A 21,468-nucleotide genomic window follows, 5' to 3' on the forward strand; every position below is an offset into this window, starting at 1 on the left:
GCCGGTGTTGCGAGCCCCGCAGTCGCGACCGAGGACGGCCCGGTGACGAACCTCGTGGGACGGATGCGCGAGGCGTTGCGGGCCGACCAGCGGATCGACCCGGACGTCCTGATCGCGCGCCTGCAGGCGGTCCAGCGGTTCCTCGCCGCGGTGGACGGCCAGGTGCCGGACGCCCAACTGGTGGCCGCGCACACCGTGGTGGAGCGGGCCGGCGACCGGCTCGCCCTCTCCGGCCGCCACACCGTGGTCGCGCTCGCCGGCGCCACCGGCAGCGGGAAGTCGAGCCTGTTCAACGCGCTGGCCCGGATGGACCTCTCTCCGGTCGGCGTGCGCCGGCCGACCACCGGCGTGGCCCACGCCTGCGTGTGGGGCCCGCTCGACGGCGCGGTACGGCTGCTCGACTGGGTCGGGGTGCTGCCCCGGCACCGGTTCGTCCGGGAGAGCCCGCTGGACGGCGACGACGAGTCCAACCTGCACGGTCTCGTCCTGCTGGACCTGCCCGACTTCGACTCGGTGCAGCACCACCACCGGCTGGAGGTCGACCGGCTGCTCGGCCTGGTCGACCTGGTGGTCTGGGTGGTCGACCCGCAGAAGTACGCCGACCGCGTGATCCACACCAGCTACCTGCGCGAGTTCCACCGGCACCGGGACGTGACGGTGGTGGTGCTCAACCAGGCCGACCGGTTGCACCCGACCGAGCTGCCCACCGTCCTCGACGACCTGCGCCGGCTGCTCGACGCCGACGGGCTGGGCGGGGTGCCGCTGCTGCCCACGGTGGCCACGGACCCGGCCGGGCTGGCCGGGCTGCGGGCCGAGTTGGAGAAGACGGTCGCCGAACGGCAGGCCGCGCTGCGCCGGCTCTCCGGCGACGTGGACGCGGTGGTGACCGACCTCGAACCGCTGGTCGGGCCGGAGCCGCCGCGTACCCGGCCGGGCGACGCCTCGGCCCAGGAACTCACCCGGGCGCTGGCCGGGGCGGCCGGCGTGCCGACCGTGGCGCAGGCCGTCCAGGGCGCGTACCGCCACCGGGCGGTGAGCAGCACCGGCTGGCCGTTGGTGCGGAGCTGGCGGAAGCTGCGTCCGGATCCGCTGCGCCGGCTGCACCTGCCCGGGCGGGACCCGGACGCGCCGGCGGAGAGCCTGATCTCGGCCACCTCCGTACCCGATCCGACCGCCGCACAGCGCTCGGCGCTGAACCTCGCGATCCGGGCGGTGGCCGACCGCTCCGGCGCCGACCTGCCGGCGCCGTGGCCGACCGCGGTGACCGCCGCGGCCCGGTCCCGGCTGGCCGACCTGCCGGGCGCGCTGGACCACGCGGTCGCCGCCACCGACCTCGGCATGGACCGCCGACCGGCCTGGTGGCGGGTGGTCGGCGGGATCCAGTGGCTGGTCACGCTCGCGGCGGTGGGCGGCCTGGTCTGGCTGCTCCTGGGGTACGCGCTGCGCTTCCTCGGCCTGCCACCGCTGGAGCACCCGAAGCTCGGCGAGGTGCCCTGGCCCACCGTGCTGCTGCTCGGCGGCCTGCTGGCCGGCCTGCTGGTGGCGGCGCTGACCCGGCCGGTGGTCGGGTGGGCGGCCCGGCGGGCCCGCGACCGGGCCGAGCAGCGCCTGCTCACCTCGGTCGGCAGCGTCGGCGAGAAGTACGTGCTGGACCCGGTCTGGGCGTTGCTGGCGCGCTACGGCGCGGCACGGGACGCGCTGCGTGAGGCCGGCCGCCGCTGAACCGGGCACACGGACCGGTGTGATGGCCGTCGACGCGGCGTAGGGTCGGTGCATGGCCACGCCACAGACCCCCTACGACGCGGTGCTGCACGCCGCGCGCGACGTGACGAGGCTCGACTCCGCCCTGGACGCGGAGATGCTCGGCGCCGCGTTGCTGGGCAGCGTCTACGCCGTCGCGGAGCACGACCGGCAGCGAGCCGTCCACGAGTTCGTGGCCGGCTTCCTCGCCGCCACGTCACGCCGGCGCAGCGCCGCCGCGACCACCATCCGCGCCGTCTTCGCCGCCCTGGTGCCGGACGCCGAGGGTGCCGCCCGGGTCCGGCCCGGCGCGTACGCCCCGGCGTGGGCCGGCCAGCTCGGCCGGGTGCGCCTCACCGGCACCTGGGCGTACGGCGACGTGTACGGCGACCAGACGTCCTACCTGGCCACGTTCGCCTACGAGGACGAGGAGCAGGGCGGGCCGGAGCACGCCCTGGTGGCCCTCGTCGACCACAACATCGGCATCACCAAGGACGTGTTCGTCGGCGGTCCGGCGGCCCGGATCGTCGAGCAGGCCCGGGAGATCTGCACCGAGGACGAGCTGACCTGGTTCCGCACCGAGGACCCGGCCCGGATGCACGCGGAGGTGAGCCGGCACCTGGCGGTCACCGACGACCTCGCCGAGCTGCCCGCCCAGGGTTCGCTCGCCACCGACCGGGCCCTGGTGGGCGCCCGGCTGGCCGCGCTGCCCGGCCCGACGCCGCCGGCCGGGCCGACGGTCGTGCCGCCGCCCACCGACGAGGAACGGACCAGGCTGGTACGCGCCTTCCTCGACTCGCCCGAGGCCACCCGCTTCGGCCTGCCCGAGGTGGCCGACGGCGAGCTGGCCTCGCTGCACTTCTGCCTGGGCCTGCTGCTGGATCACGCGGCGAGCTTCCCGGACGCCGACCCGATGCGGTGGAGCCCGATGGTCGCCGAGCTGTTCCTGCTCGACTGGGTGCACCGGCGCGCCGTGCTGGACATGGACGACGCCGCGATGCTACCCCGGGTGTTGCGGGCCTGGGCGGCGTACGCGGGCCGACAGCGTGGCCTGGCGCCGCCCGCCGCGGCCCGGACGGACGAGGCGGTCACCGAGATGGTGCCCGAGTTCGCCCGGCTCTACAGCACCGGTGAGCGGCGTAGCGCGGCCACCGCGGCGGTGGCGCAACTGATGGCGGACGGGGTGGACCCGGACGACCCGGCGGCGCTGGACGCCTGGATCGAGGCGAACCGGCACCGCCTCACCGACGACCCCGCCTGACCCCGCCCAGGGGTCAGCGCGCCCGGCCGTCGAGCGGACCCGCCGGGAGCGCTCGGGACGCGCTCGGCGTCGCCGTCGACCCGGGAGCCGTCGTCCCGCCGGGAGCAGGCGTGGCACTGGACGCGGTGGCGGTCGGGGTCGGGTCGTCGCTCGGCGACGGCCCCTCGGTGGGCCCGGACGTCGGCTCCTCGGTGGGCCCGGACGTCGGCTCCTCCGTGGGCCCGGACGTCGGCTCCGGGGGCGGCCCGGACGAGGTGCCGGTCGGCTCGGGCGCGGGGCTGGTGGTGGTCGGCTCCGGGACCGGCTCGTGGGTCACCGGGTCGGACGCCGAGGGCGTGGGCGAGGGCACCGGCGACGGCCGCGGCGGCCGGACCGGTGTGGGCCGGGGCGGTACGGGCGGGGCCGCCGGCGCGGTGGCCGGCCGGGACCGGCGCGCGGAGCCGAGGTCGCTGTCGTCAGGCAGGGCCGGGGCGGCCGGGAGCATCGGTCGCGGCGGCACGGTGGTGGTGGCGTCGACCGCGGGCGTGGGTGCCGGGAGCACCGGGGCCGGGGTGGTCCGGGGCAGCGGGATGACCACCGGCCCGACCGAGGGCGTCGGGATGAACGGCGTGCCGGCGTCGGGGAGGGCGCTGTTCCCGACGGTGGCCGAGCCGGTGCTGATCGCGGCCAGGATGGGCATCGACGCGGTGCCGGCGAGCAGCGCCACGGTCAGCAGGTAGCCCCGGCTCGGGCCGCCGGCGCCGGGGGCGCGGTGCGCGCCGACCACCCGTCGGTAGCGGGCGGCGGGCAGGGCCCGGTGCCGGCCCAGGAAGGGAATACCGGAAGGACCCTCTGGCTCGGACACCGGCACACTCCTCGTACGCGTCGACGGGACGGAAGAACCCACGCAAATATCCGGACAAAAGCCGCGTGAGCGCTCATCGCCAGCTTGACCCAGTGACGCTCAGTTCACCAGCCGCGACCGCGTGTCGACACACATTTTGTCCGCCGACTCAACGCGGCCTGTCGGACAAAAGCGCCTATCCGTCGCGAAGCCGACGGAAGCTCGCCGGCGGGGGAGGCCATACTGTGGGCCCGCTCACCTCCTCTGCAATCATTCAGGCACGACGGCAACGCAGCCGCCACCTCCGCGCACCCCGCGGCTGGTGCGGAACGGCGCCGGCGCTCCCGGGCCTGGGTCCCCCGACGGACCCCGGCTCACGCCGCGCGGCAACCCCCACCGGGGCTAGGCGCGGTCGCCAGGGACCGACCCGGCAGCAGCCGGGCGGGCGCACGAGGTGCGCGGCTCGGGTCACCCCCGGCGGCGCAGACAGACAGGGAGAGACCGATGGCAAAGGGCGACCCCGGGGCCGCCACCCGCAGCAAGCGGGCCGCACCCCGTACCAGACGCGCCGCCGCGACCGGCGAACCGGAACTCGTACAGCTCCTCACGCCGGAAGGGGAGCGGATCGAGACCGCGCTCGGCCCGGACGGGACCGAGTACCGCGTCGACTTCACCGACGAGGAGTACCGCGGGCTCTACCGCGACCTCGTGCTGGTCCGCAAGCTCGACGCCGAGGCGACCGCCCTGCAACGCCAGGGCGAGCTGGGCCTGTGGGCCAGCCTGCTGGGCCAGGAGGCCGCACAGGTCGGCTCCGGCCGGGCGCTGCGCGCGCAGGACATGGCGTTCCCGACCTACCGGGAGCACGGCGTCCTCTACTGCCGCGGCATCGACCCGATCATGCCGCTCGGCCTGTTCCGCGGCGTCGACCAGGGCGGCTGGGACCCGAACGAGTTCAAGTTCAACATGTACACGATCGTCATCGGGGCGCAGACCCTGCACGCGACCGGGTACGCCATGGGCGTCGCCATGGACGGCCGGACCGGCGGCGAGGACGGCGAGGCGGTGATCGCCTACTTCGGTGACGGCGCCACCAGCCAGGGCGACGTCAACGAGTCGTTCGTCTGGGCCAGCGTGTTCAACGCCCCGCTGGTGTTCTTCTGCCAGAACAACCAGTACGCCATCTCCGAGCCGCTGGAGCGGCAGACCCGGGTCCCGCTCTACCGGCGGGCCGGCGGTTTCGGCTTCCCCGGCGTCCGGGTGGACGGCAACGACGTGCTCGCCTCGTACGCGGTGACCCGGCACGCGCTGGACACCGCGCGCAGCGGCCAGGGCCCGTCCCTGATCGAGGCGTACACCTACCGGATGGGCGCGCACACCACCTCGGACGACCCGACGCGTTACCGGATCGCCAGCGAGGTCGAGGCCTGGCAGGCCAAGGACCCGATCGCCCGGATGAAGGCGTTCCTGCTCAAGCAGCAGATCGTCGACGACTCGTTCTTCACCGAGATCGACGAGCAGGCCCGTACCGAGTCGGTGCACCTGCGTGAGCGGGTGCTCAACATGCCCGACCCGCAGCCGGTCAGCATGTTCGACCACGTCTACCCGCACGGCTCCCCGGAGCTGGACGAGCAGCGGGCCCGGTTCTCGCAGTACATGGAGTCGTTCGAGGGGAGCGCGCACTGATGGCCACGGAGACGCTCACGCTCGGCAAGGCACTCAACACCGGTCTGCGGCGGGCCCTGGAGAACGACCAGAAGGTCGTCATCATGGGCGAGGACGTCGGCAAGCTCGGCGGCGTCTTCCGGATCACCGACGGCCTCCAGAAGGACTTCGGCGACCAGCGGGTGATCGACACCCCGCTGGCCGAGTCCGGCATCATCGGCACCGCGGTCGGCCTGGCCATCCGGGGCTTCCGGCCGGTCTGCGAGATCCAGTTCGACGGCTTCGTCTACCCGGCGTACGACCAGATCGTGTCGCAGGTGGCGAAGATGCACTACCGCTCGCAGGGCAAGGTGCGGATCCCGATGGTCATCCGGATCCCGTACGGCGGCGGCATCGGCGCGGTCGAGCACCACTCGGAGTCGCCCGAGGCGTACTTCGCGCACACCGCCGGTCTCAAGGTGGTCACCTGCGCGAACCCGCAGGACGCGTACGTGATGATCCAGCAGGCGATCGCCTCGGACGATCCGATCGTCTTCCTGGAGCCGAAGCGGCGCTACTGGGAGAAGGGTCCGGTCGACCTGGACGCCCCGCTCGCCGACGCGTACCCGCTGCACACCGCGCGGGTCGCCCGGCCCGGCACGGACGCCACCGTGCTGGCGTACGGCCCGATGGTGCGCACCGCGCTGGACGCGGCCACCGCCGCCGCCGAGGACGGGCGGGAGCTGGAGGTCATCGACCTGCGGACGCTGTCGCCGCTGGACCTGACCGCCGCGTACGAGTCGGTGAAGCGCACCGGCCGCTGCGTGGTCGTGCACGAGGCGCCCGGCAACCTGGGTCTCGGGTCGGAGATCGCGGCCCGGATCACCGAGGAGTGCTTCTACTCCCTGGAGTCCCCGGTGCTGCGGGTGACCGGTTTCGACATCCCCTACCCGGCCGCCCGGGTGGAGGAGGAGTACCTTCCCGACCTCGACCGGGTGCTCGACGCCGTCGACCGCACCTTCGGCTGGTGAGCGGCATGTCCCGGATCAAGGAGTTCAACCTGCCCGACCTGGGCGAGGGCCTGACCGAGGGCGAGATCCTCGCCTGGCTGGTCAAGGTGGGCGACGACATCGAGCTGAACCAGCCGATCGTCGAGGTGGAGACCGCGAAGGCGGCGGTCGAGATCCCGGCGAAGTGGGCCGGCCGGGTGCAGGCGATCTTCCACCCGGAGGGTTCGACGGTCGAGGTCGGCGTCCCGATCATCGCGATCGACACCGACCCGAACGCCGGGCCGGTGGAGCAGTCGACGACCGGCACGCCGGCCGCCGACCTGCCCACCCCGTCGGCGGCCTCGCTGGCTGCCGTCGAGGTCGCCCCCGAGGAGGGCATGGTCGAGCCGGGCCTGATCGGTGGCGTGGCACCGGGTGGGCGTACCGCCGTGCTGGTCGGCTACGGCCCGCGCAACGCGCCGGCCAAGCGCCGCCCGCGCAAGGGCGGCGCCCCGACCCAGACCCCGACCCCGGCCGCGCCGGTCCAGGCCGCCCCGGCGCCGGCCCCGGTGGCCCCGGTGGCCCCGGCGGCCCCGGCGGCGACACTGAACGGCAACGGCCGGCCAGGCGGTGGCCCGGTGCTGGCCAAGCCGCCGGTCCGCAAGCTCGCCAAGGACCTCGGGGTCGACCTGGCCACGCTGACCGGTTCCGGTCCGCTGGGCTCGATCACCCGCGAGGACGTACAGCGGGCGGCGAGCGGGACCCCGGCGGCGGCCGAGCCGCTGACGGTCACCGCGCCGGCGGCGTCGGCCGCGAGCTTCGGCGCGGACCGCGAGCAGCGCATCCCGGTCAAGGGGGTACGCAAGCTCACCGCGGAGAACATGGCCCGCTCGGCGTTCACCGCCCCGCACGTGACGGAGTTCCTGACCGTCGACGTGACCCGCGCGATGAAGGCGCTGGACCGGCTCCGCGACCGGCGCGAGTGGCGCGACGTGCGGGTCTCCCCGCTGCTGCTGGTCGCCAAGGCGGTGCTGCTGGCGGTCGAGCGGCACCCGATGGTCAACTCGACCTGGGCCGGCGACGAGATCGTGGTCAAGGAGTACGTCAACCTGGGCATCGCGGCGGCCACCGAGCGCGGCCTCATCGTGCCGAACATCAAGGACGCCGGCCGGCTCACGTTGCGTGAGCTGGCGGACGCGATGACGGCGCTGGTGCAGACCGCGAAGTCGGGGCGGACGTCCCCTTCGGACATGTCCGGCGGCACGCTCACCATCACCAACGTCGGCGTCTTCGGCGTCGACACCGGTACGCCGATCCTGCCCCCGGGCGAGTCGGCGATCCTCGCCTTCGGCGCGGTACGCGAGCAGCCCTGGGTGCACAAGGGCAAGGTGAAGCCACGCCTGGTCACCACGCTGGGGCTCTCCTTCGACCACCGGATCATCGACGGTGAGCTGGGCTCGAAGTTCCTGCGCGACATCGGGGACTTCCTGGCCGACCCGGAGGCGGCGCTGCTCGCCTGGACCTGACGTACCACCGCTCCGGCGACGGCCGGTGTGCCACGGGTGAACGCAAGGCACACCGGCCGTTGCCGTTGGGGGAAGGAATCATCGGCCCGGAGGGGAGATGCACCTACGATCCTTAGGCAGGTGGTTCAGCTCACCTTGTAATCGATGGCGATCACGCGTGCGGTGCGGTTAAATAGAGACATCAAGGGCTGACAACCGAATAGCCAGGAGGAGAGACCCAAGATGAGCATGATCGAGCGAATCCGCACCCGCCGCGACGCCAACCGCCGGGCCCGTGCCATCGAGCACGCCCTGCGTTCCGCCAACTCGCCCGCGGTCCGCGCAGAGCTTCTCGCCATCGCCCAGCGTCACATGAGCTGACGCCCTCGACATTCCTCACCTCCTCCAGTCCGAAGACCCGCCCGGCACGCCGGGCGGGTCTTCGGCGTTGCGCGTCGTTCGGCACCGGGATTCCACCTCGCCGCACCGCCCGGTACGGTTGGCACGGTCGCCGACCGACTGCTCCGGACCGACGCGGAAAGCGAAACTCATCGACGTCGACCGGTGACTTTCGGTGACGGCCGGTGCTCCCCCGAGCACCTCCGGCGACCACCGGATACGGTGCGGGGAGCCCGCACAGCCGGTACCCGCCGGCGACGCCGGCAGCCATGCCGACGGTCCCCGGCCGGCATCGGCGGTCGACCTGTGATGGAGGAGGAGCACCCATGACGTCCGAGGCTCCGCACCACCCCGGCCAGGAGCCGGGCGAGGTGTCGCCGGGCACCGGCGGACCGGTGCCGTACGGCGATCAGCCGGCGCAGCAGGACAACGGGTACAACGGCACGCCCGACCTCGGCTGGGCCCCACCCCCGCCGCCCGGTCGGCCCGCCCCGCCGGCTCCGGCCTGGGCCGCGGCCGACGACCAGGCCCCCGCCTGGGCCCCGCCCGCCGGCCAGCACGTCACCGGCCGGGCCACCGCCCAGGTCCCCCCGCCCGCCGAGCCGGGCGGTCGGGGTCCGCAGCCCGCCTGGGACGCCCCCGAGCAGGGCGCACCGGCCTGGGCCGCCTCCGGCCCGGGTGCTCCCGCGTGGGGGCCGGGCGAGCCGGCCCGTCCGGACCGGTCCGGCGAGCCGGGACCGCCCGCCTGGGCGCCGGCGCCGCCCGCCGGTCCCACCGAACCGGCTCCGCCCGCCTGGGCCGCCGAGCAGAACCGTCCCGCCCGGGGCGCCGCCGGGGAGCAGCCCGGCTGGGCGCAGCCCGAGGCGGGCGCGCGGAGTACCGGCTACGTCCCGGCTCCGGCCACCGTGCCGAACGAGTCCTGGGTCACCCCCGCCGGCTCGGACGACCCGAACCGCTTCGGCGGATTCACCCCCGCCGCGCAGCACGGCGACGACGCGGGCTGGGCCGTCGGCACCGGCGCCCAGCCGGACGACCCGAACCGCTCCGGCGGTTGGAACCGGCGGGACGAGCAGCCCGGCGCGCAGCCCGACGACCCGAACCGCTCCGGCGGTTGGACGCCGCGCGACGCCCAGCCGGCCTGGGTTCCGCCCGGTCAGCAGAGCGGGGCCACCTGGCCGCCGGCCGAGCCGACCGCCCGAGCCGCCGCCAAGGTCTCCGTGCCCGGCGCCGTCCGGCCCGAACCGGCGTGGTCCACTCCGGAGCAGTCCGACCAGGACAACCGGTCCCCCCACACCGAGGACGACCCGCACCGCTCCGGCGGTTGGCAGGCGGCCGGCGGGCCGCAGCACGACGAACCGGCCCGCTCCGGCGGCTGGCCCGCCCCGCAGGGAGAGAACCGGGCCGGCGGCTGGGACGGTTCCACTCGGGACGACGACCCGGACCGCTCCGGCGGTTGGGCCGCGGGTGGTCGCGCCGCCGGCGCTGCCGAGGTCCCGCAGTCGGGCGCCTGGGGCGAGTCGGAGCACCCCCGGTCCGCCGGCTGGAACGGCGCCCCGGCCATGCCGCAGCGCGGCACCGACGAGCAGGCCGGCGCCTGGAACGACGCTCCCGCGCTGCCGCAGCGCGACGCCGACGAGCAGGCCGGCGGCTGGAACGACGCTCCCGCCTCGCCGCAACGTGACGGCGACGGACCGGCCGCCGGTTGGGGTGGCGCCGCAGCCGGGCAGCAGCAGCGGGAAGCCGAGCGGCCGGCGGACGAGCCGGTCCGGCCCGGGTGGGGCGGCAACCAGGACGAGCGGTCGCCCGGACGCGCGACCGTCGAGCCCTGGTCGCCCGCCGAGGCGTGGGGCCACGCCGACGAGGCCCCGTCGGCGCCGTCGCGCGGCTGGCAGCCCGCCGAGGACGGACCGGTCTACCAGCCCGCGCCCGCGCCGGGCATCTCCCCCGGCCACGCGGTGCCGCTGCCCGCGCAGAGCCAGCGGGTGCCGGGGGCCGCACTGGCGGCCGTACCGCCCGCCGACCACCCGGCCGCCGCGCAGTTCGGCCCGGCCGAGCGTGAACCCCAGGCGTACGAGCCGGAGCGCGGTGACGCCGGCTGGGGCGCCGCCCGGTCCGGCCAGGAGGAACCGCAGTCGCCGGCCGGTCCGCTCGTTCCCGGCCCGCGCACCTCGCCCGAGGCCGGCGCCGCCGGGCCGATCTCGGCCAGCGCGTCCGTGCCGGTGGCCAGCCGGGTCACCCCGCCGTCCGACCAGCCGGTGCACCCGACCGGCGCGTCCACGCCGCAGCCCCGGGTGTACGGCCGGCCGACCCGGCCGGAACCCGAGGACACCCCCGGGGCGGACGACTCACACGGCTACCCCGGCCAGGACGGTCCCGCCGCCTTCGCCGGCCCGCAGTCCCGCTCCGACGACGCACACGGCTTCGGCGGCCCACAGTCCCGGCCCGACGACGCACACGGCTACGGCGGCCCTGCCTCCCGGCCCGACGACGCACACGGCTACGGCGGCCCTGCCTCCCGCTCCGACGACGCACACGGCTTCGGCGGCCCACAGTCCCGGCCCGACGGCCCGCACGGCTACCCCGGTCAGGACGGTCCGCCCGGCTTCGGCGGGCCGCAGTCCCGGTCCGACGACGACGAGCCGCGCGGATACGCCGACCGGCCGTCCTCGCCGGCCGGTCCGCCGCCGTTCCCGGTCGGTGTGCCGTCCTTCGTGGACCCGCCCGGCAACAACCGTCCGGCCAACGGCGTGCACCCGCAGGACAGCGAGCAGCCCGGCGGGTCGCGCGACTCCTTCGGCAGCCCCGGCGGCCAGCAGAACCCGTTCGGCGGCCCGGGTGGTCACCAGGACCCCTACGGCGGTCCGGGCGGCCACCAGGACGCGTACGGCGCCCCCGGCGGCCGTCCCGACCCGTTCGCCGGCCCGGGTGGCCAGCAGGACGCGTACGGCCCGTCGGCCGGTGGGCGCGCCTCGGTCGCCGTACCGGGTCAGGGTCCGGCGGGCGAGCCGGGCGGCTTCCCGCCCGCGTTCCCGCCGCCGCCCCAGCAGGGCCCACCGGCCTGGTCCCCGGACGGCCCGGCCGACGACTCCGATCAGGGCCGCTTCGACGCGTTCAAGCCGGACGCCGAGCCGAAGACCGAGGCGCCCGCGCCGAAGGTGCGCAACGGCCGGGTGCTGGCTCTGGTGCTCATCGCGGCCGTGCTGATCCTCGCCGTGCCGCTCGGCCTGCTCACGCTGCTCGGCAAGATCGGCGGCGACGACAAGCCGGCGGCCTTCGATCCGGCGGTCGGCTCGTGCATCAAGCAGTCCGGCGCGACCGCCGCGGCTGCGGACTGCGGCGAGCAGGGCGCGTTCACCGTGGTGTCGAAGGTGGACAACAAGGACAAGTGCGCAGACCTGTCGCAGCCCACGGTCGTCCTCCAGGGCGGCGGCACCAACCGGGTGCTCTGCCTGAAGCCGGCCGGCCAGTAACCCCACCCGAAGCGCCCGCTCCCTCCCGGGGGCGGGCGCTTCGCGCTGTCCCCACCCCCCCCGGGCGGTGGCTGGGAGCGCGGGCCGGGGGTGCGGCACGATGGGGGGATGAGCGCACGAGTACGGGCACCTGAGCTGCGCGGTCGCGGCTGGCTGAACACCGGCGGCAAGGCCGTGACGCTGGCCGACCTGCGGGGCAAGATCGTCTTGTTGGATTTTTGGACCTTCTGCTGCATCAACTGCCTGCACGTGCTGGACGAGCTGCGCCCGCTCGAGGAGAAGTACGGCGACGTGCTGGTCGTGATCGGGGTGCACTCGCCGAAGTTCGAGCACGAGAAGGACCCGGACGCGCTGGCCGCGGCCGTCGAGCGGTACGGCGTGCACCACCCGGTGCTCGACGACCCCGAGATGGACATGTGGCAGCAGTACGCGGCGAAGGCCTGGCCGACGCTGTCGGTGGTCGACCCGGAGGGTTACGTGGTGGCCACCATGGCCGGGGAGGGGCACGCCGAAGGGCTGGCCCGGCTCATCGACGACCTGATCGCCACGCACGAGGCGAAGGGGACGTTGCACCGGGGCGAGGGCCCGTACGTGCCGCCGGCGGAGCCGGAGACGGCGCTGCGCTTCCCCGGCAAGGCCGTACCGCTCGACGGCGGGCATCTGCTGGTCTCCGACTCGGCCCGGCACTCCCTGGTCGAGCTGGCGCCGGACGGGGAGACCGTGGTGCGCCGGATCGGCACCGGCACCCGTGGCCGCACCGACGGCCCGGCGGCCGGCGCCACGTTCGCCGAGCCGCAGGGCCTCTGCCTCCTGCCGCCGCACGTGGCCGAGGTGGCCGGCTACGACCTGGTCGTCGCCGACACGGTCAACCACCTGCTGCGCGGCGTACGGCTGGAGACCGGCGAGGTGGTCACCGTGGCCGGCACCGGGCGGCAGTGGCGCTCGACGGTCGACGACCACGCGCACGACGCGCGCGCCGTCGACCTCTCCTCCCCCTGGGACGTCGCCTGGTACGACGACCGGGTGATCGTGGCGATGGCCGGCATCCACCAGCTCTGGTGGTTCGACCCGATCAAGCGGACCGCCGGCATGTACGCCGGCACCACGGTCGAGGCGCTGCGCGACGGCCCGCTGCCGGACGTCTGGATGGCCCAGCCCTCCGGGTTGTCCGTCTCGGCCGACGGCGTCCGGCTCTGGATCGCCGACAGCGAGACCAGCGCGGTCCGCTGGGTCGAGGCCGGCGAGATGCACACCGCCGTGGGTCAGGGCCTGTTCGACTTCGGGCACGTCGACGGCCCGGCCGACCAGGCGTTGCTCCAGCACCCGCTGGGCGTGTGCGCGCTGCCGGACGGCTCGGTGCTGATCGCGGACACGTACAACGGCGCGGTGCGCCGCTTCGATCCGGCGGCCGGCCAGGTCGCGACCGTGGCCGACGGGTTGGCTGAGCCGAGCGACCTGGTGGTCACCCCGGCGGGCGAGGTGCTTGTGGTCGAGTCGGCCGCGCACCGGTTGACCCGGCTGGCACCCGGCGCGCTGACGGCGGCCGGCGCGAGCACGGTGGCGGGCGCGCGGCACCGGATGGAGCGCAGGCCCTCCGACGTGGCGGCCGGGGAGCTGACGCTGGACGTGATCTTCACGCCGGCGCCGGGGCAGAAGCTCGACGACACGTACGGGCCGTCGACGCGGCTGGTGGTGTCGGCGTCCCCGCCGGAGCTGCTGGTCGACGGTGCCGGCACGACCACCGACCTGTCCCGGCGGCTGGTGGTCAGCGGGGACGTGACGCAGGGGGTGTTGCAGGTGACCGCCCAGGCGGCGACCTGCGACGCGGATGTCGAGCACGCCGCCTGCCACCTGACCCGGCAGGACTGGGGCGTGCCGGTCCGGGTGGTCACCGGCGGTGCCACCCGCCTTCCGCTGGTGCTGCGCGGCCTCGACGAGTCCTGAGCCGACGTGTGTCAGGAGGGGCCCCTGTTATGCGTCAGGCGTTGACCGGGGGCCCTCCTGTCACGCGAACGGAGTGAGCGTGACGCCCGCGTCGACTAGCGCCGCCCGCACCAGCTCGGCGCAGCGCACCGCGCCCGGCGTGTCCCCGTGCAGGCAGATCGACTCGACGGGGCATGGGATCACGCTGCCGTCGACCGCGACCACGGTCCGTTCGACGGCCATCCGGACCGCCCGCGCGGCGACCTGGTCCGGGTCGGTCACCAGCGCGTTCGGGGCGCTCCGGGGCACCAGTGCCCCGTTGGGCAGGTAGTTGCGGTCGGCGAAGCCCTCGGCCACCACGCGCAGGCCGGCGCCGACCGCGAGCTGGGCGAGCACGGTGCCGGGCTGGCAGAGCACCGGCAGTTCGTGGTCGTACCCGCTGATCGCCGCCACCAGTGCGGCGGCCTGCGCCTCGTCGCACGCCGCCGCGTGGTAGAGCGCGCCGTGCGGCTTGAGGTAGCGCACCCGGGTGCGGTAGAGCCGGCAGAACGCGTCCAGCGCCCCGAGCTGGTAGATCGTCTCGTCGCGCAGTTCGGCGAAGTCGTAGGCGATGTGCCGCCGGCCGAAACCGGCGAGGTCCCGGTAGCCGACCTGGGCACCGACCGCGACGCCGCGCTCGGCGGCGGCGGCGCACACCCGGTGCATGGTGGCCGCGTCCCCGGCGTGGAAGCCGCAGGCCACGTTGGCGGAGCTGATCAGCCCGAGCAGCGCCTCGTCGTCGCCGAGCCGCCAGCTGCCGAATCCCTCGCCGAGGTCAGCGTTGAGGTCCATGGAACCTGACCGTAGTCCCTGGGCGGGCCTGGGCGAGCGCGGTCACGTCGTCCACCACCCCGATGACCGGGTAGCCGCCGGTGGTGGGGTGGTCGGCGAGGAAGATCAGCGGCTGGCCGTTCGGCGGCACCTGCACCGCGCCGAGCACCAGGCCCTCGCTCGGCAGTTCGCCGGCGAACGCGCGGGGCAGGGCGGCGCCGGCCAGCCGCGCGCCGACCCGGTTGCTGTCCGTTGCGACGGTGTACGCGGCGCGGCCCAGCAGGTCGAGCGCGGCCGGTGTGAACCAGTCCTGCCGGGGGCCGGGTCGCACGGTCAGCGACACCTCGGGCGGCACCGCCCGGGTGACGGCGAGGTCGACCGGGGGTGGCGGGCCGACCGGTGTGCCCGTCGGCAGCCGGTCCCGGTCGCGCAGCGGCGGCGGCCCGAGGCCGGAGAGCGTGTCGGTGGACCGGCTGCCGAGCACCGGCTCGACGGTGATTCCGCCGCTGACGGCCAGCCAGGTGCGGACGCCGGCGCGGGCCGGACCGATCCGCAGCACCGCGCCGGCCGGCAGCGACAGCGGTCGTCCCACGTCGCCGGGCCGCCGCTCGATCTCGCCGGGTCGTTGCCCGGGTCCCCGCGGGCGCTGCTCGACGAGCACGTCGGCGGGGGCGCCGGTGAGCGCGACGGTGACCGCCCGGGTGACGCGCAGCACGCAGCCGGTCAGGGTGATCTCCAGGCCGGCGGCGTGCTCCGGGTTGCCGACGAGGCGGTTGGCCAGGCGCAGGGCGGCCGGGTCGAGCGCGCCGGAACGGGGGACGCCGAGGTGGGCCCAGCCGGGCCGGCCCTGGTCCTGGACGGTGGTGAGCGCGCCGGCCCGCAGCACCTCGATCATGGCGCGTCGACGAACCGGACCCGGGTGCCGGGCGTGAGCCGGGCCGGCGGGTCGGCACGTACGTCGAAGAGGGTCAGCTCGGTCCGGCCGACCAGCAGCCAGCCGCCCGGTGAGGCGGCGGGGTAGATGCCCGCGTACGGGCCGGCCAGCGCGACCGAGCCGGCCGGTACCCGGGTACGCGGGGTGGTGAGCCGCGGCACGGCCAGCTCCGGCGGCAGCCCGGTGAGGTAGGCGAACCCGGGTGCGAAGCCGCAGAACGCGACGCGGAACCCGGTGCGCCGCAGCCGGTCGACCACGGTCGGCACGTCGACGCCCCAGTGGTCGGCGACGGCGGGCAGGTCCGCCCCGTCGTACGCGACGGGCACCCGGATCTCGGCGGTGGCGGCGCCGATCGGGGTGTGTCGGGGGTGCCAGCCGGCGATCCGCGCGGCGGTGGCCGCCGGGTCCGGCACGTCGTCGAGCAGTACGGTGAGCGCGGCGGGGACGATCTCGGCCGCGACCAGTTCACCGGCCGCGCGCCGGTGCCACAGCTCGGCGCGCCACGCCTCGACCTGGTCGGGGTCGTCGCAGTCGAGCAGCAGGGCGTGCGCCCCGACGGGCCGGATCCGCATCCGGTCATCCTCGCGTCGTCGGGCGTGACGGTCCACACTACTTGCAAGTAACCTACGGTGTCGTAACCTGATGAGGTGACCACCTCCGCACCGCTCCGGCTCCGGCCGGTCGACATCGGAAAGCCGCGCATGCGCGGCTGGCTCCACGCGTACGCGTTCTTCGCCGCGCTCGTCTGCGGCATCGTCCTCTGTTCGGTCGCCGCCACCCGGCCCGGCTGGGCGCCGCTGGTGAGCTGCCTGATCTACAGCCTCACCGTGTGCGGGCTCTTCGGCACCAGCGCGCTGTACCACCGGCGGGTCTGGTCCGAGCGCGGCTACCAGATCATGCGCCGGATGGACCACTCGATGATCTTCGTGTTCATCGCCGGCACGTACACCCCGTTCTGCGCGCTGCTGCTGGACACCCGGCACGCGACGATCATGCTCAGCCTGGTCTGGGGCGGCGCGCTGGCCGGCGTCGCGGTCAAGATGATCTGGCCGCACGCGCCGCGCTGGGTCTCCGCCCCGCTCTACCTGGCGCTCGGCTGGGTGGCGGTGGCGATGCTGCCGGAGATCCTGCACTCCGGCGGCGTCACCGCGCTGGTGCTGCTGAGTGTGGGTGGCGCGATCTACAGCGTGGGCGCGGTGTTCTACGCGCTGCGCCGGCCGAACCCGTGGCCCACCGTCTTCGGCCACCACGAGTTCTTCCACGCGTGCACGCTGGTCGCGGCGATCTGCCACCACATCGCGATCTACTTCGCGCTGTTCGCCTGAGCCGGCACGCCGCACCCCGGCCCGGACGTGCACGAGGGCCCCGCGCCGTTGCGGGGCCCTCGGGTCTCGGGGTGGGTCAGGCCGGGTAGCCCGAACCCGGGCGGCGCACCTCGCGGTACTCCTCGCGCACGACCCGGTCGCCCTGCACCGGTGCCACCGGCTCGGCGACGACCTGCTGGCGCACCGGCGCGGCGACCACGCGGCGCCGGCTGTTCCAGAAGTAGAGCGTCGTGAGCAGGCCGGCGAGCCCGGCGAGCATGAGCACCCAGCCCACCACGTTGAGGTTCAGCCATCCCAGGTCGGCGTCGATGGCGAACGCGAAGATCGCGCCGAGCGCGATGAGGAAGATGCTGGCACCGATGCCCATGATGTCGCCTCCTTGGCGTCCTGCTGGCGTTTCTGCCCGCCGCGGCCAGGGATGAGGTAGCGGCACACATCGACATACCCACGCGCTCCGATCGCCAATCAGGCAAGCTGGGCGGATGACGGACGGCAGGAACCGGCAGCGGACGCTGGTGCTGTTACGGCACGCCAAGGCCGAGCAGTCCCGGGACGCCCCGGACGCGGAACGACCGCTTACCGCGCGGGGGCACGCCGACGCCGCCGCGGCGGGCGCCTGGCTGGCCCGACACGGGTTGCTCCCCGACGTGGTGCTCTGCTCGCCGGCCCGGCGCACCCGGCAGACCTGGCACGGTGTGGCGCTGGGCATGACCGGGTCCCCGCCGGAGAGCGGCCCGGCGGGGTCGACGCCCGCGGTGCGGTACGAGCCGACCGCGTACGAGGCGCACCCCGACGAGCTGCTGGAGCTGGTCCGGTCGGTGGACCCGGCGGCCGGCACGGTCCTGCTGATCGCGCACAACCCGGGCATCTCGCTACTCTCGGCGCTCCTCGACCCGGAACGGGCGGATCAGGAGGGGCTGCGCACCACCGACCTGGTGGTGCATCACCCGGCCACCGGCTGGGCCGACCTGACCCGCGCGCCCCTGGCGGCCCGCCACACCGCCCGCAGCTGAGGTGCAAGGGAGGGGCCCCCGCCTAACGCATCCGGTAGTGGAGGGCCCCGCCCAACAGCCGCGGGAACCGTCAGGACGGCGGGGCCGTCGGCGGCGGCGGGTCGGGCGGCGGCGGCATCATCGCGGTCGGATGGGAGAGCCGGTTCTCCTCCACGATGAGCGTGCGGGCCCGCTTGCGGCGGTCCTGCCAGAACCACAGCGTGGTGAGCAGGACGCCCAGCCCGGCCAGGATGAAGACCCAGCCGACCGCGCGCAGGTCGATCCACCAGACGTTGGCCCGGATGGCGAAGGTCATGATCGCGCCGAGCGCGATGAGAAAGATGGCGCTGCCAATGCCCATGTGCGCTGCACTCCCCCGTGCGGTGGCCCTTGGGCGTACTCCGGTCGTGGTCCGCGACGGTTACCCGCCCACCGGCCGGCCTATCCACCCGCGGCGCCCCCAACGACGACGGCCGGCGGGCTGTCGCCCACCGGCCGTCGAGGTGAAGGGGAGAAAGAGCCCGCAGGGGCTCAGAACGCCTCCTCCGGGAGGTCCATGATCTCCAGGTCGGCGCTCTCGACGATCCGCCGGTCGGCGCCGATGCGGGGCAGCACCTCGCGGGCGAAGAACCGGGCGGCGGCCACCTTGCCGGTGTAGAACGCCTTGTCGGTGGCGGAGACCTCGCCGGCCAGCGCCTTCAGGGCCACGTCCGCCTGCTTCTGGAGCAGCCAGCCGACCACCAGGTCGCCGATCGCGAGCAGGAACCGACGGCTGCTCAGGCCGACCTTGTAGAGCGCGCGGGTGTCGCCGGCCTGGGCCTCACCCAGCCAGCCGGTCATCACCCCGATCATGTTCTGGATCTCGGCGAGCGCCTTGCCGAGCGCCTGCCGCTCCTCCTTGAGCTGGCCGTTGCCGGCCTCGGAGGTGATGTGCTCCTGGATCTCGCCGGCGACCGCCATCAGCGCCTTGCCGTTGTCCCGGACGATCTTCCGGAAGATCAGGTCGAGGCTCTGGATCGCGGTGGTGCCCTCGTACAAAGTGTCGATCTTGGCGTCCCGGACGTACTGCTCCAGCGGGTAGTCCTGGAGGAAGCCGGAGCCGCCGAACGTCTGGAGCGACTCGTGCCCGAGCAGCTCGTACGCCCGCTCCGAGCCGACGCCCTTGACCAGCGGCAGCAGCAGGTCGTTGACCCGCTTGGCCAGCTTGGTGGCCTTCTCGTCGCCGGCCGCCTCGGCGAGCGCGACCTTGTCCTGCCAGCTCGCGGTATAGCAGACCAGCGCGCGCAGGCCCTCGGCGTACGACTTCTGCATCAGCAGCGAGCGGCGCACGTCCGGGTGATGGGTGATGGTCACCCGCGGAGCGGTCTTGTCGGCCTGCTGGATCAGGTCGGCGCCCTGCACGCGGTTCTTGGCGTACTCCAGCGCGTTCAGGTAGCCGGTGGAGAGCGTGGCGATGGCCTTGGTGCCGACCATCATCCGGGCGTACTCGATGATCATGAACATCTGGCGGATGCCGTCGTGCTTCTCGCCCAGCAGCCAGCCCTTGGCCGGTACGCCGTGCTCGCCGAAGGTCACCTCGCAGGTGTTGGAGACCTTCAGGCCCATCTTGTGCTCGACGTTCGTGGCGTAGACGCCGTTACGCTCGCCCAGCTCGCCGGTCTCGGCGTCGAAGTGGAACTTCGGCACCACGAAGAGGGACAGGCCCTTGGTGCCGGGACCGCCGACGCCCTCCACGCCGACCGGGCGGGCCAGCACGTAGTGGACGATGTTGTCGCTCAGGTCGTGCTCACCGGAGGTGATGAAGCGCTTGACGCCCTCGATGTGCCACGAGCCGTCCGGCTGCTGGACGGCCCGGGTGCGGCCGGCGCCCACGTCCGAGCCGGCGTCCGGCTCGGTCAGCACCATGGTCGAGCCCCACTGCTTCTCGATGAACAGCCGGGCCCACTTCTGCTGCTCCTCGGTGCCCTCGACGTGCAGCACGTGCGCGAAGGACGGGCCGGAGGCGTACATCCAGACCGGGGCGTTGGCACCGAGCACCAGCTCGGCCAGCGACCACCAGAGCGCGCGCGGGGCGTTCGTGCCGCCGAGGGCCTCCGGCAGGTCGAGGCGCCAGAACTCGGAGTCCATGAACGCCTGGTACGACTTCTTGAACGACTCCGGCAGCGGCGCGGTGTGGGTGGCCGGGTCGAAGACCGGCGGGTTGCGGTCGCTGTCCGTGTAGCTGGCGGCGAGGTCCTCGCGGGCCAGGCGGTCGACCTCGGAGAGGAAGCTACGGGCGGTGTCGACGTCCAGGTCCGTGTACGGCTCCTGGCCGAACGTCCGGTCCGCCCCGAACACCTCGAACAGGTTGAACTCGAGGTCCCGAAGATTGCTCTTGTAGTGGGTCATGCTCGCTGGCCCCGCTTCCGGACAGGTGTTACCGATCAGTAACTCCAGACTGTATTACTCACCGGTAGGCAACGACAACCCGATCTCGGAAGTGACAGCGATTACACACTTCCGATTCACCCGTCGGCGGCGCCGACCTCCCAGCTCGGCACCGGGGCCGCCGCCGCGCTGCGCGGGCCGGCGTACTCCATCAGGACCAGTGCGATGTCGTCGTCGAGCCGGTCCTGCACCCACTCGACCAGGGCGGTCTCCAGCGAGGCGAGCCCGTCGCCGACGGTCCCGTGACCGAGCAGGCGCCAGGCGCGGTCGGCGGTCGGGAAGAACTCGCCGTCCCGCCGGGCCTCACCCAGCCCGTCGGTGAACAACAGCAGCCGGTCGCCCGGCTCCAGCCGCTCCACCCGGGGCCGGACCACCGGCATGAAGCCCAGCGGCGGCGCGGGGGCCGGCGGCTCCAAGGGGATCACCGCGCCGCGGCGCAGCAGCAGCGGCGGCGGGTGCCCGCAGTTGACGATGGTGAGCGTGCCGCCGCGCTCCTCGACCAGAGCGGCGGTGACGAAGTCCTCGTCGCCGACGTTGCGGGCCACCGCCCGGTCCAGGTCGGTCACCACCGCGCGCAGGTCGGCCCGCTCGTAGGCCACGTGCCGGTAGGAGCCGAGCACGATGCTGGCCAGCCGGACCGCGTCCAGCCCCTTCCCGCGCACGTCCCCGATGATCATGCGGACGCCGTACGGGGTGTCCATCACCTCGTACAGATCGCCGCCGATCTCGGCGGTGGCCGTGGAGGAGATGTAGCGCGCGGCCACGGCCAGCGTGCCGACCTGCGGGCCGAGCGGACGGAGCACCGCCTGCTGGGCGACCGCGGCGAGCCGGGTCAGCTCGGCGATCCGCTCCGCCTGGCGCTGTCGCACGGCCGCCGTGGCGGCGGAGATCGCGGTGGCCAGCACGATGGCGGTCACGTTGACGGCGGTCACCAGCGAGACGCCCGGTTCGGCCGCGGCGAAGGCGACCCCGGCGGCGGTGGCCAGCGCCCCCACGGCGAGCACCACCTGCCAGGAGGCCAGCGCGCCGGCGAGGACGGGCGCGGCGGCCATCAGCGCGAGGTAGTGCACCGGCCGGCCGTCGGCCGCCTCCGCCGCCGAGACGATCGCGAGCAGCGCGAGGGCCGCGCCGAGGCCGGCGCGGGATCCGGGGCTCAGCGGGCCGCGGCCCGGCTGGAAGGGTTGCGTGCGTACATCGGACAGCATGCCTGATGGATGTGAACCGGAGAA

General features: G+C 74.5%; 18 protein-coding genes. 11 read left to right on the forward strand and 7 right to left on the reverse strand.

Annotated elements, in window-relative coordinates:
- The first annotated feature begins 63 nt into the window (after positions 1-63).
- From VKK44_RS28195 to VKK44_RS28235, 9 genes are all read left to right on the forward strand, one after another.
- A complete protein-coding gene (locus VKK44_RS28195; RefSeq protein WP_343447928.1) occupies positions 64-1,722 on the forward strand; it encodes a GTPase in 1,659 nt (552 codons plus the stop codon).
- Between the two features lie 52 nt (positions 1,723-1,774).
- Positions 1,775-3,001 carry a hypothetical protein gene (locus VKK44_RS28200; protein ID WP_343444197.1) on the forward strand — a complete coding sequence of 409 codons (1,227 nt, stop codon included), beginning with the start codon at positions 1,775-1,777 and terminating at the stop codon, positions 2,999-3,001.
- A gap of 110 nt (positions 3,002-3,111) precedes the next feature.
- Positions 3,112-3,720, forward strand: a complete 609-nt coding sequence (locus VKK44_RS28205) for a hypothetical protein (protein ID WP_343444198.1) — start codon at positions 3,112-3,114, stop codon at positions 3,718-3,720.
- Positions 3,721-4,328: 608 nt separating this feature from the next.
- Complete coding sequence (pdhA, locus tag VKK44_RS28210) at positions 4,329-5,507, forward strand: pyruvate dehydrogenase (acetyl-transferring) E1 component subunit alpha (RefSeq protein ID WP_343444199.1); 1,179 nt, start codon at positions 4,329-4,331, stop codon at positions 5,505-5,507.
- A complete protein-coding gene (locus VKK44_RS28215; RefSeq protein ID WP_343444200.1) occupies positions 5,507-6,496 on the forward strand; it encodes an alpha-ketoacid dehydrogenase subunit beta in 990 nt (329 codons plus the stop codon). Before pdhA ends, VKK44_RS28215 begins: the two co-directional genes overlap by 1 nt.
- A 5-nt stretch (positions 6,497-6,501) precedes the next feature.
- Positions 6,502-7,980, forward strand: coding sequence for a dihydrolipoamide acetyltransferase family protein (locus VKK44_RS28220; RefSeq protein ID WP_343447929.1), 1,479 nt, complete (start codon positions 6,502-6,504; stop codon positions 7,978-7,980).
- A 222-nt stretch (positions 7,981-8,202) separates the two neighbouring features.
- Positions 8,203-8,340, forward strand: a complete 138-nt coding sequence (locus tag VKK44_RS28225; protein WP_199199845.1) for a hypothetical protein — start codon at positions 8,203-8,205, stop codon at positions 8,338-8,340.
- A 344-nt stretch (positions 8,341-8,684) separates the two neighbouring features.
- The gene (locus VKK44_RS28230; RefSeq protein ID WP_343444201.1) at positions 8,685-11,828 is read left to right on the forward strand and encodes an LppU/SCO3897 family protein; all 3,144 of its coding nucleotides are present in this window, start codon (positions 8,685-8,687) and stop codon (positions 11,826-11,828) included.
- 108 nt (positions 11,829-11,936) lie between these two features.
- A complete protein-coding gene (locus VKK44_RS28235; RefSeq protein WP_343444202.1) occupies positions 11,937-13,772 on the forward strand; it encodes an NHL domain-containing thioredoxin family protein in 1,836 nt (611 codons plus the stop codon).
- Positions 13,773-13,832: 60 nt separating this feature from the next.
- On the opposite strand, the gene VKK44_RS28240 is transcribed toward VKK44_RS28235, so the two are convergent.
- Genes VKK44_RS28240 through VKK44_RS28250 form a run of 3 tightly spaced genes read right to left on the reverse strand, consistent with a single transcriptional unit; the run spans position 13,833 to position 16,067 of the window.
- Positions 13,833-14,582 (reverse strand): LamB/YcsF family protein, encoded by a 750-nt coding sequence (locus VKK44_RS28240; RefSeq protein WP_343444203.1) that lies wholly within the window; start codon positions 14,580-14,582, stop codon positions 13,833-13,835.
- Entirely contained in the window at positions 14,566-15,456 is an 891-nt protein-coding gene (locus VKK44_RS28245) for a 5-oxoprolinase subunit C family protein (protein WP_343444204.1), read from the reverse strand. The genes VKK44_RS28240 and VKK44_RS28245 overlap by 17 nt, the downstream gene beginning before the upstream one ends.
- Entirely contained in the window at positions 15,453-16,067 is a 615-nt protein-coding gene (locus tag VKK44_RS28250) for a 5-oxoprolinase subunit B family protein (RefSeq protein ID WP_343444205.1), read from the reverse strand. Before VKK44_RS28250 ends, VKK44_RS28245 begins: the two co-directional genes overlap by 4 nt.
- 75 nt (positions 16,068-16,142) lie before the next feature.
- Between VKK44_RS28250 and trhA the strand changes: the two genes are divergently transcribed.
- Positions 16,143-16,820 carry a PAQR family membrane homeostasis protein TrhA gene (gene trhA, locus VKK44_RS28255; protein ID WP_343444206.1) on the forward strand — a complete coding sequence of 226 codons (678 nt, stop codon included), beginning with the start codon at positions 16,143-16,145 and terminating at the stop codon, positions 16,818-16,820.
- 76 nt (positions 16,821-16,896) lie between these two features.
- Here the strand turns inward: trhA and VKK44_RS28260 are convergent, their stop codons facing one another.
- Positions 16,897-17,187 (reverse strand): DUF6458 family protein, encoded by a 291-nt coding sequence (locus VKK44_RS28260; protein ID WP_343444207.1) that lies wholly within the window; start codon positions 17,185-17,187, stop codon positions 16,897-16,899.
- A 115-nt stretch (positions 17,188-17,302) separates the two neighbouring features.
- Here VKK44_RS28260 and VKK44_RS28265 point away from each other — a divergent pair, with 115 nt between their 5' ends.
- Positions 17,303-17,833, forward strand: coding sequence for a SixA phosphatase family protein (locus VKK44_RS28265; protein ID WP_343444208.1), 531 nt, complete (start codon positions 17,303-17,305; stop codon positions 17,831-17,833).
- A gap of 70 nt (positions 17,834-17,903) precedes the next feature.
- On the opposite strand, the gene VKK44_RS28270 is transcribed toward VKK44_RS28265, so the two are convergent.
- The 3 genes from VKK44_RS28270 to VKK44_RS28280 form a co-directional block, all read right to left on the reverse strand.
- Positions 17,904-18,173: a DUF6458 family protein gene (locus VKK44_RS28270; RefSeq protein WP_013283345.1), complete on the reverse strand. Its 270-nt coding sequence runs from the start codon at positions 18,171-18,173 to the stop codon at positions 17,904-17,906.
- 170 nt (positions 18,174-18,343) lie between these two features.
- Positions 18,344-20,200 (reverse strand): acyl-CoA dehydrogenase, encoded by a 1,857-nt coding sequence (locus VKK44_RS28275; RefSeq protein WP_343444209.1) that lies wholly within the window; start codon positions 20,198-20,200, stop codon positions 18,344-18,346.
- Between the two features lie 116 nt (positions 20,201-20,316).
- A complete protein-coding gene (locus VKK44_RS28280; RefSeq protein ID WP_343444210.1) occupies positions 20,317-21,444 on the reverse strand; it encodes a PP2C family protein-serine/threonine phosphatase in 1,128 nt (375 codons plus the stop codon).
- Positions 21,445-21,468 lie beyond the last annotated feature (24 nt).

The organism is Micromonospora sp. DSM 45708 (assembly GCF_039566955.1).
GTDB lineage: Bacteria > Actinomycetota > Actinomycetes > Mycobacteriales > Micromonosporaceae > Micromonospora.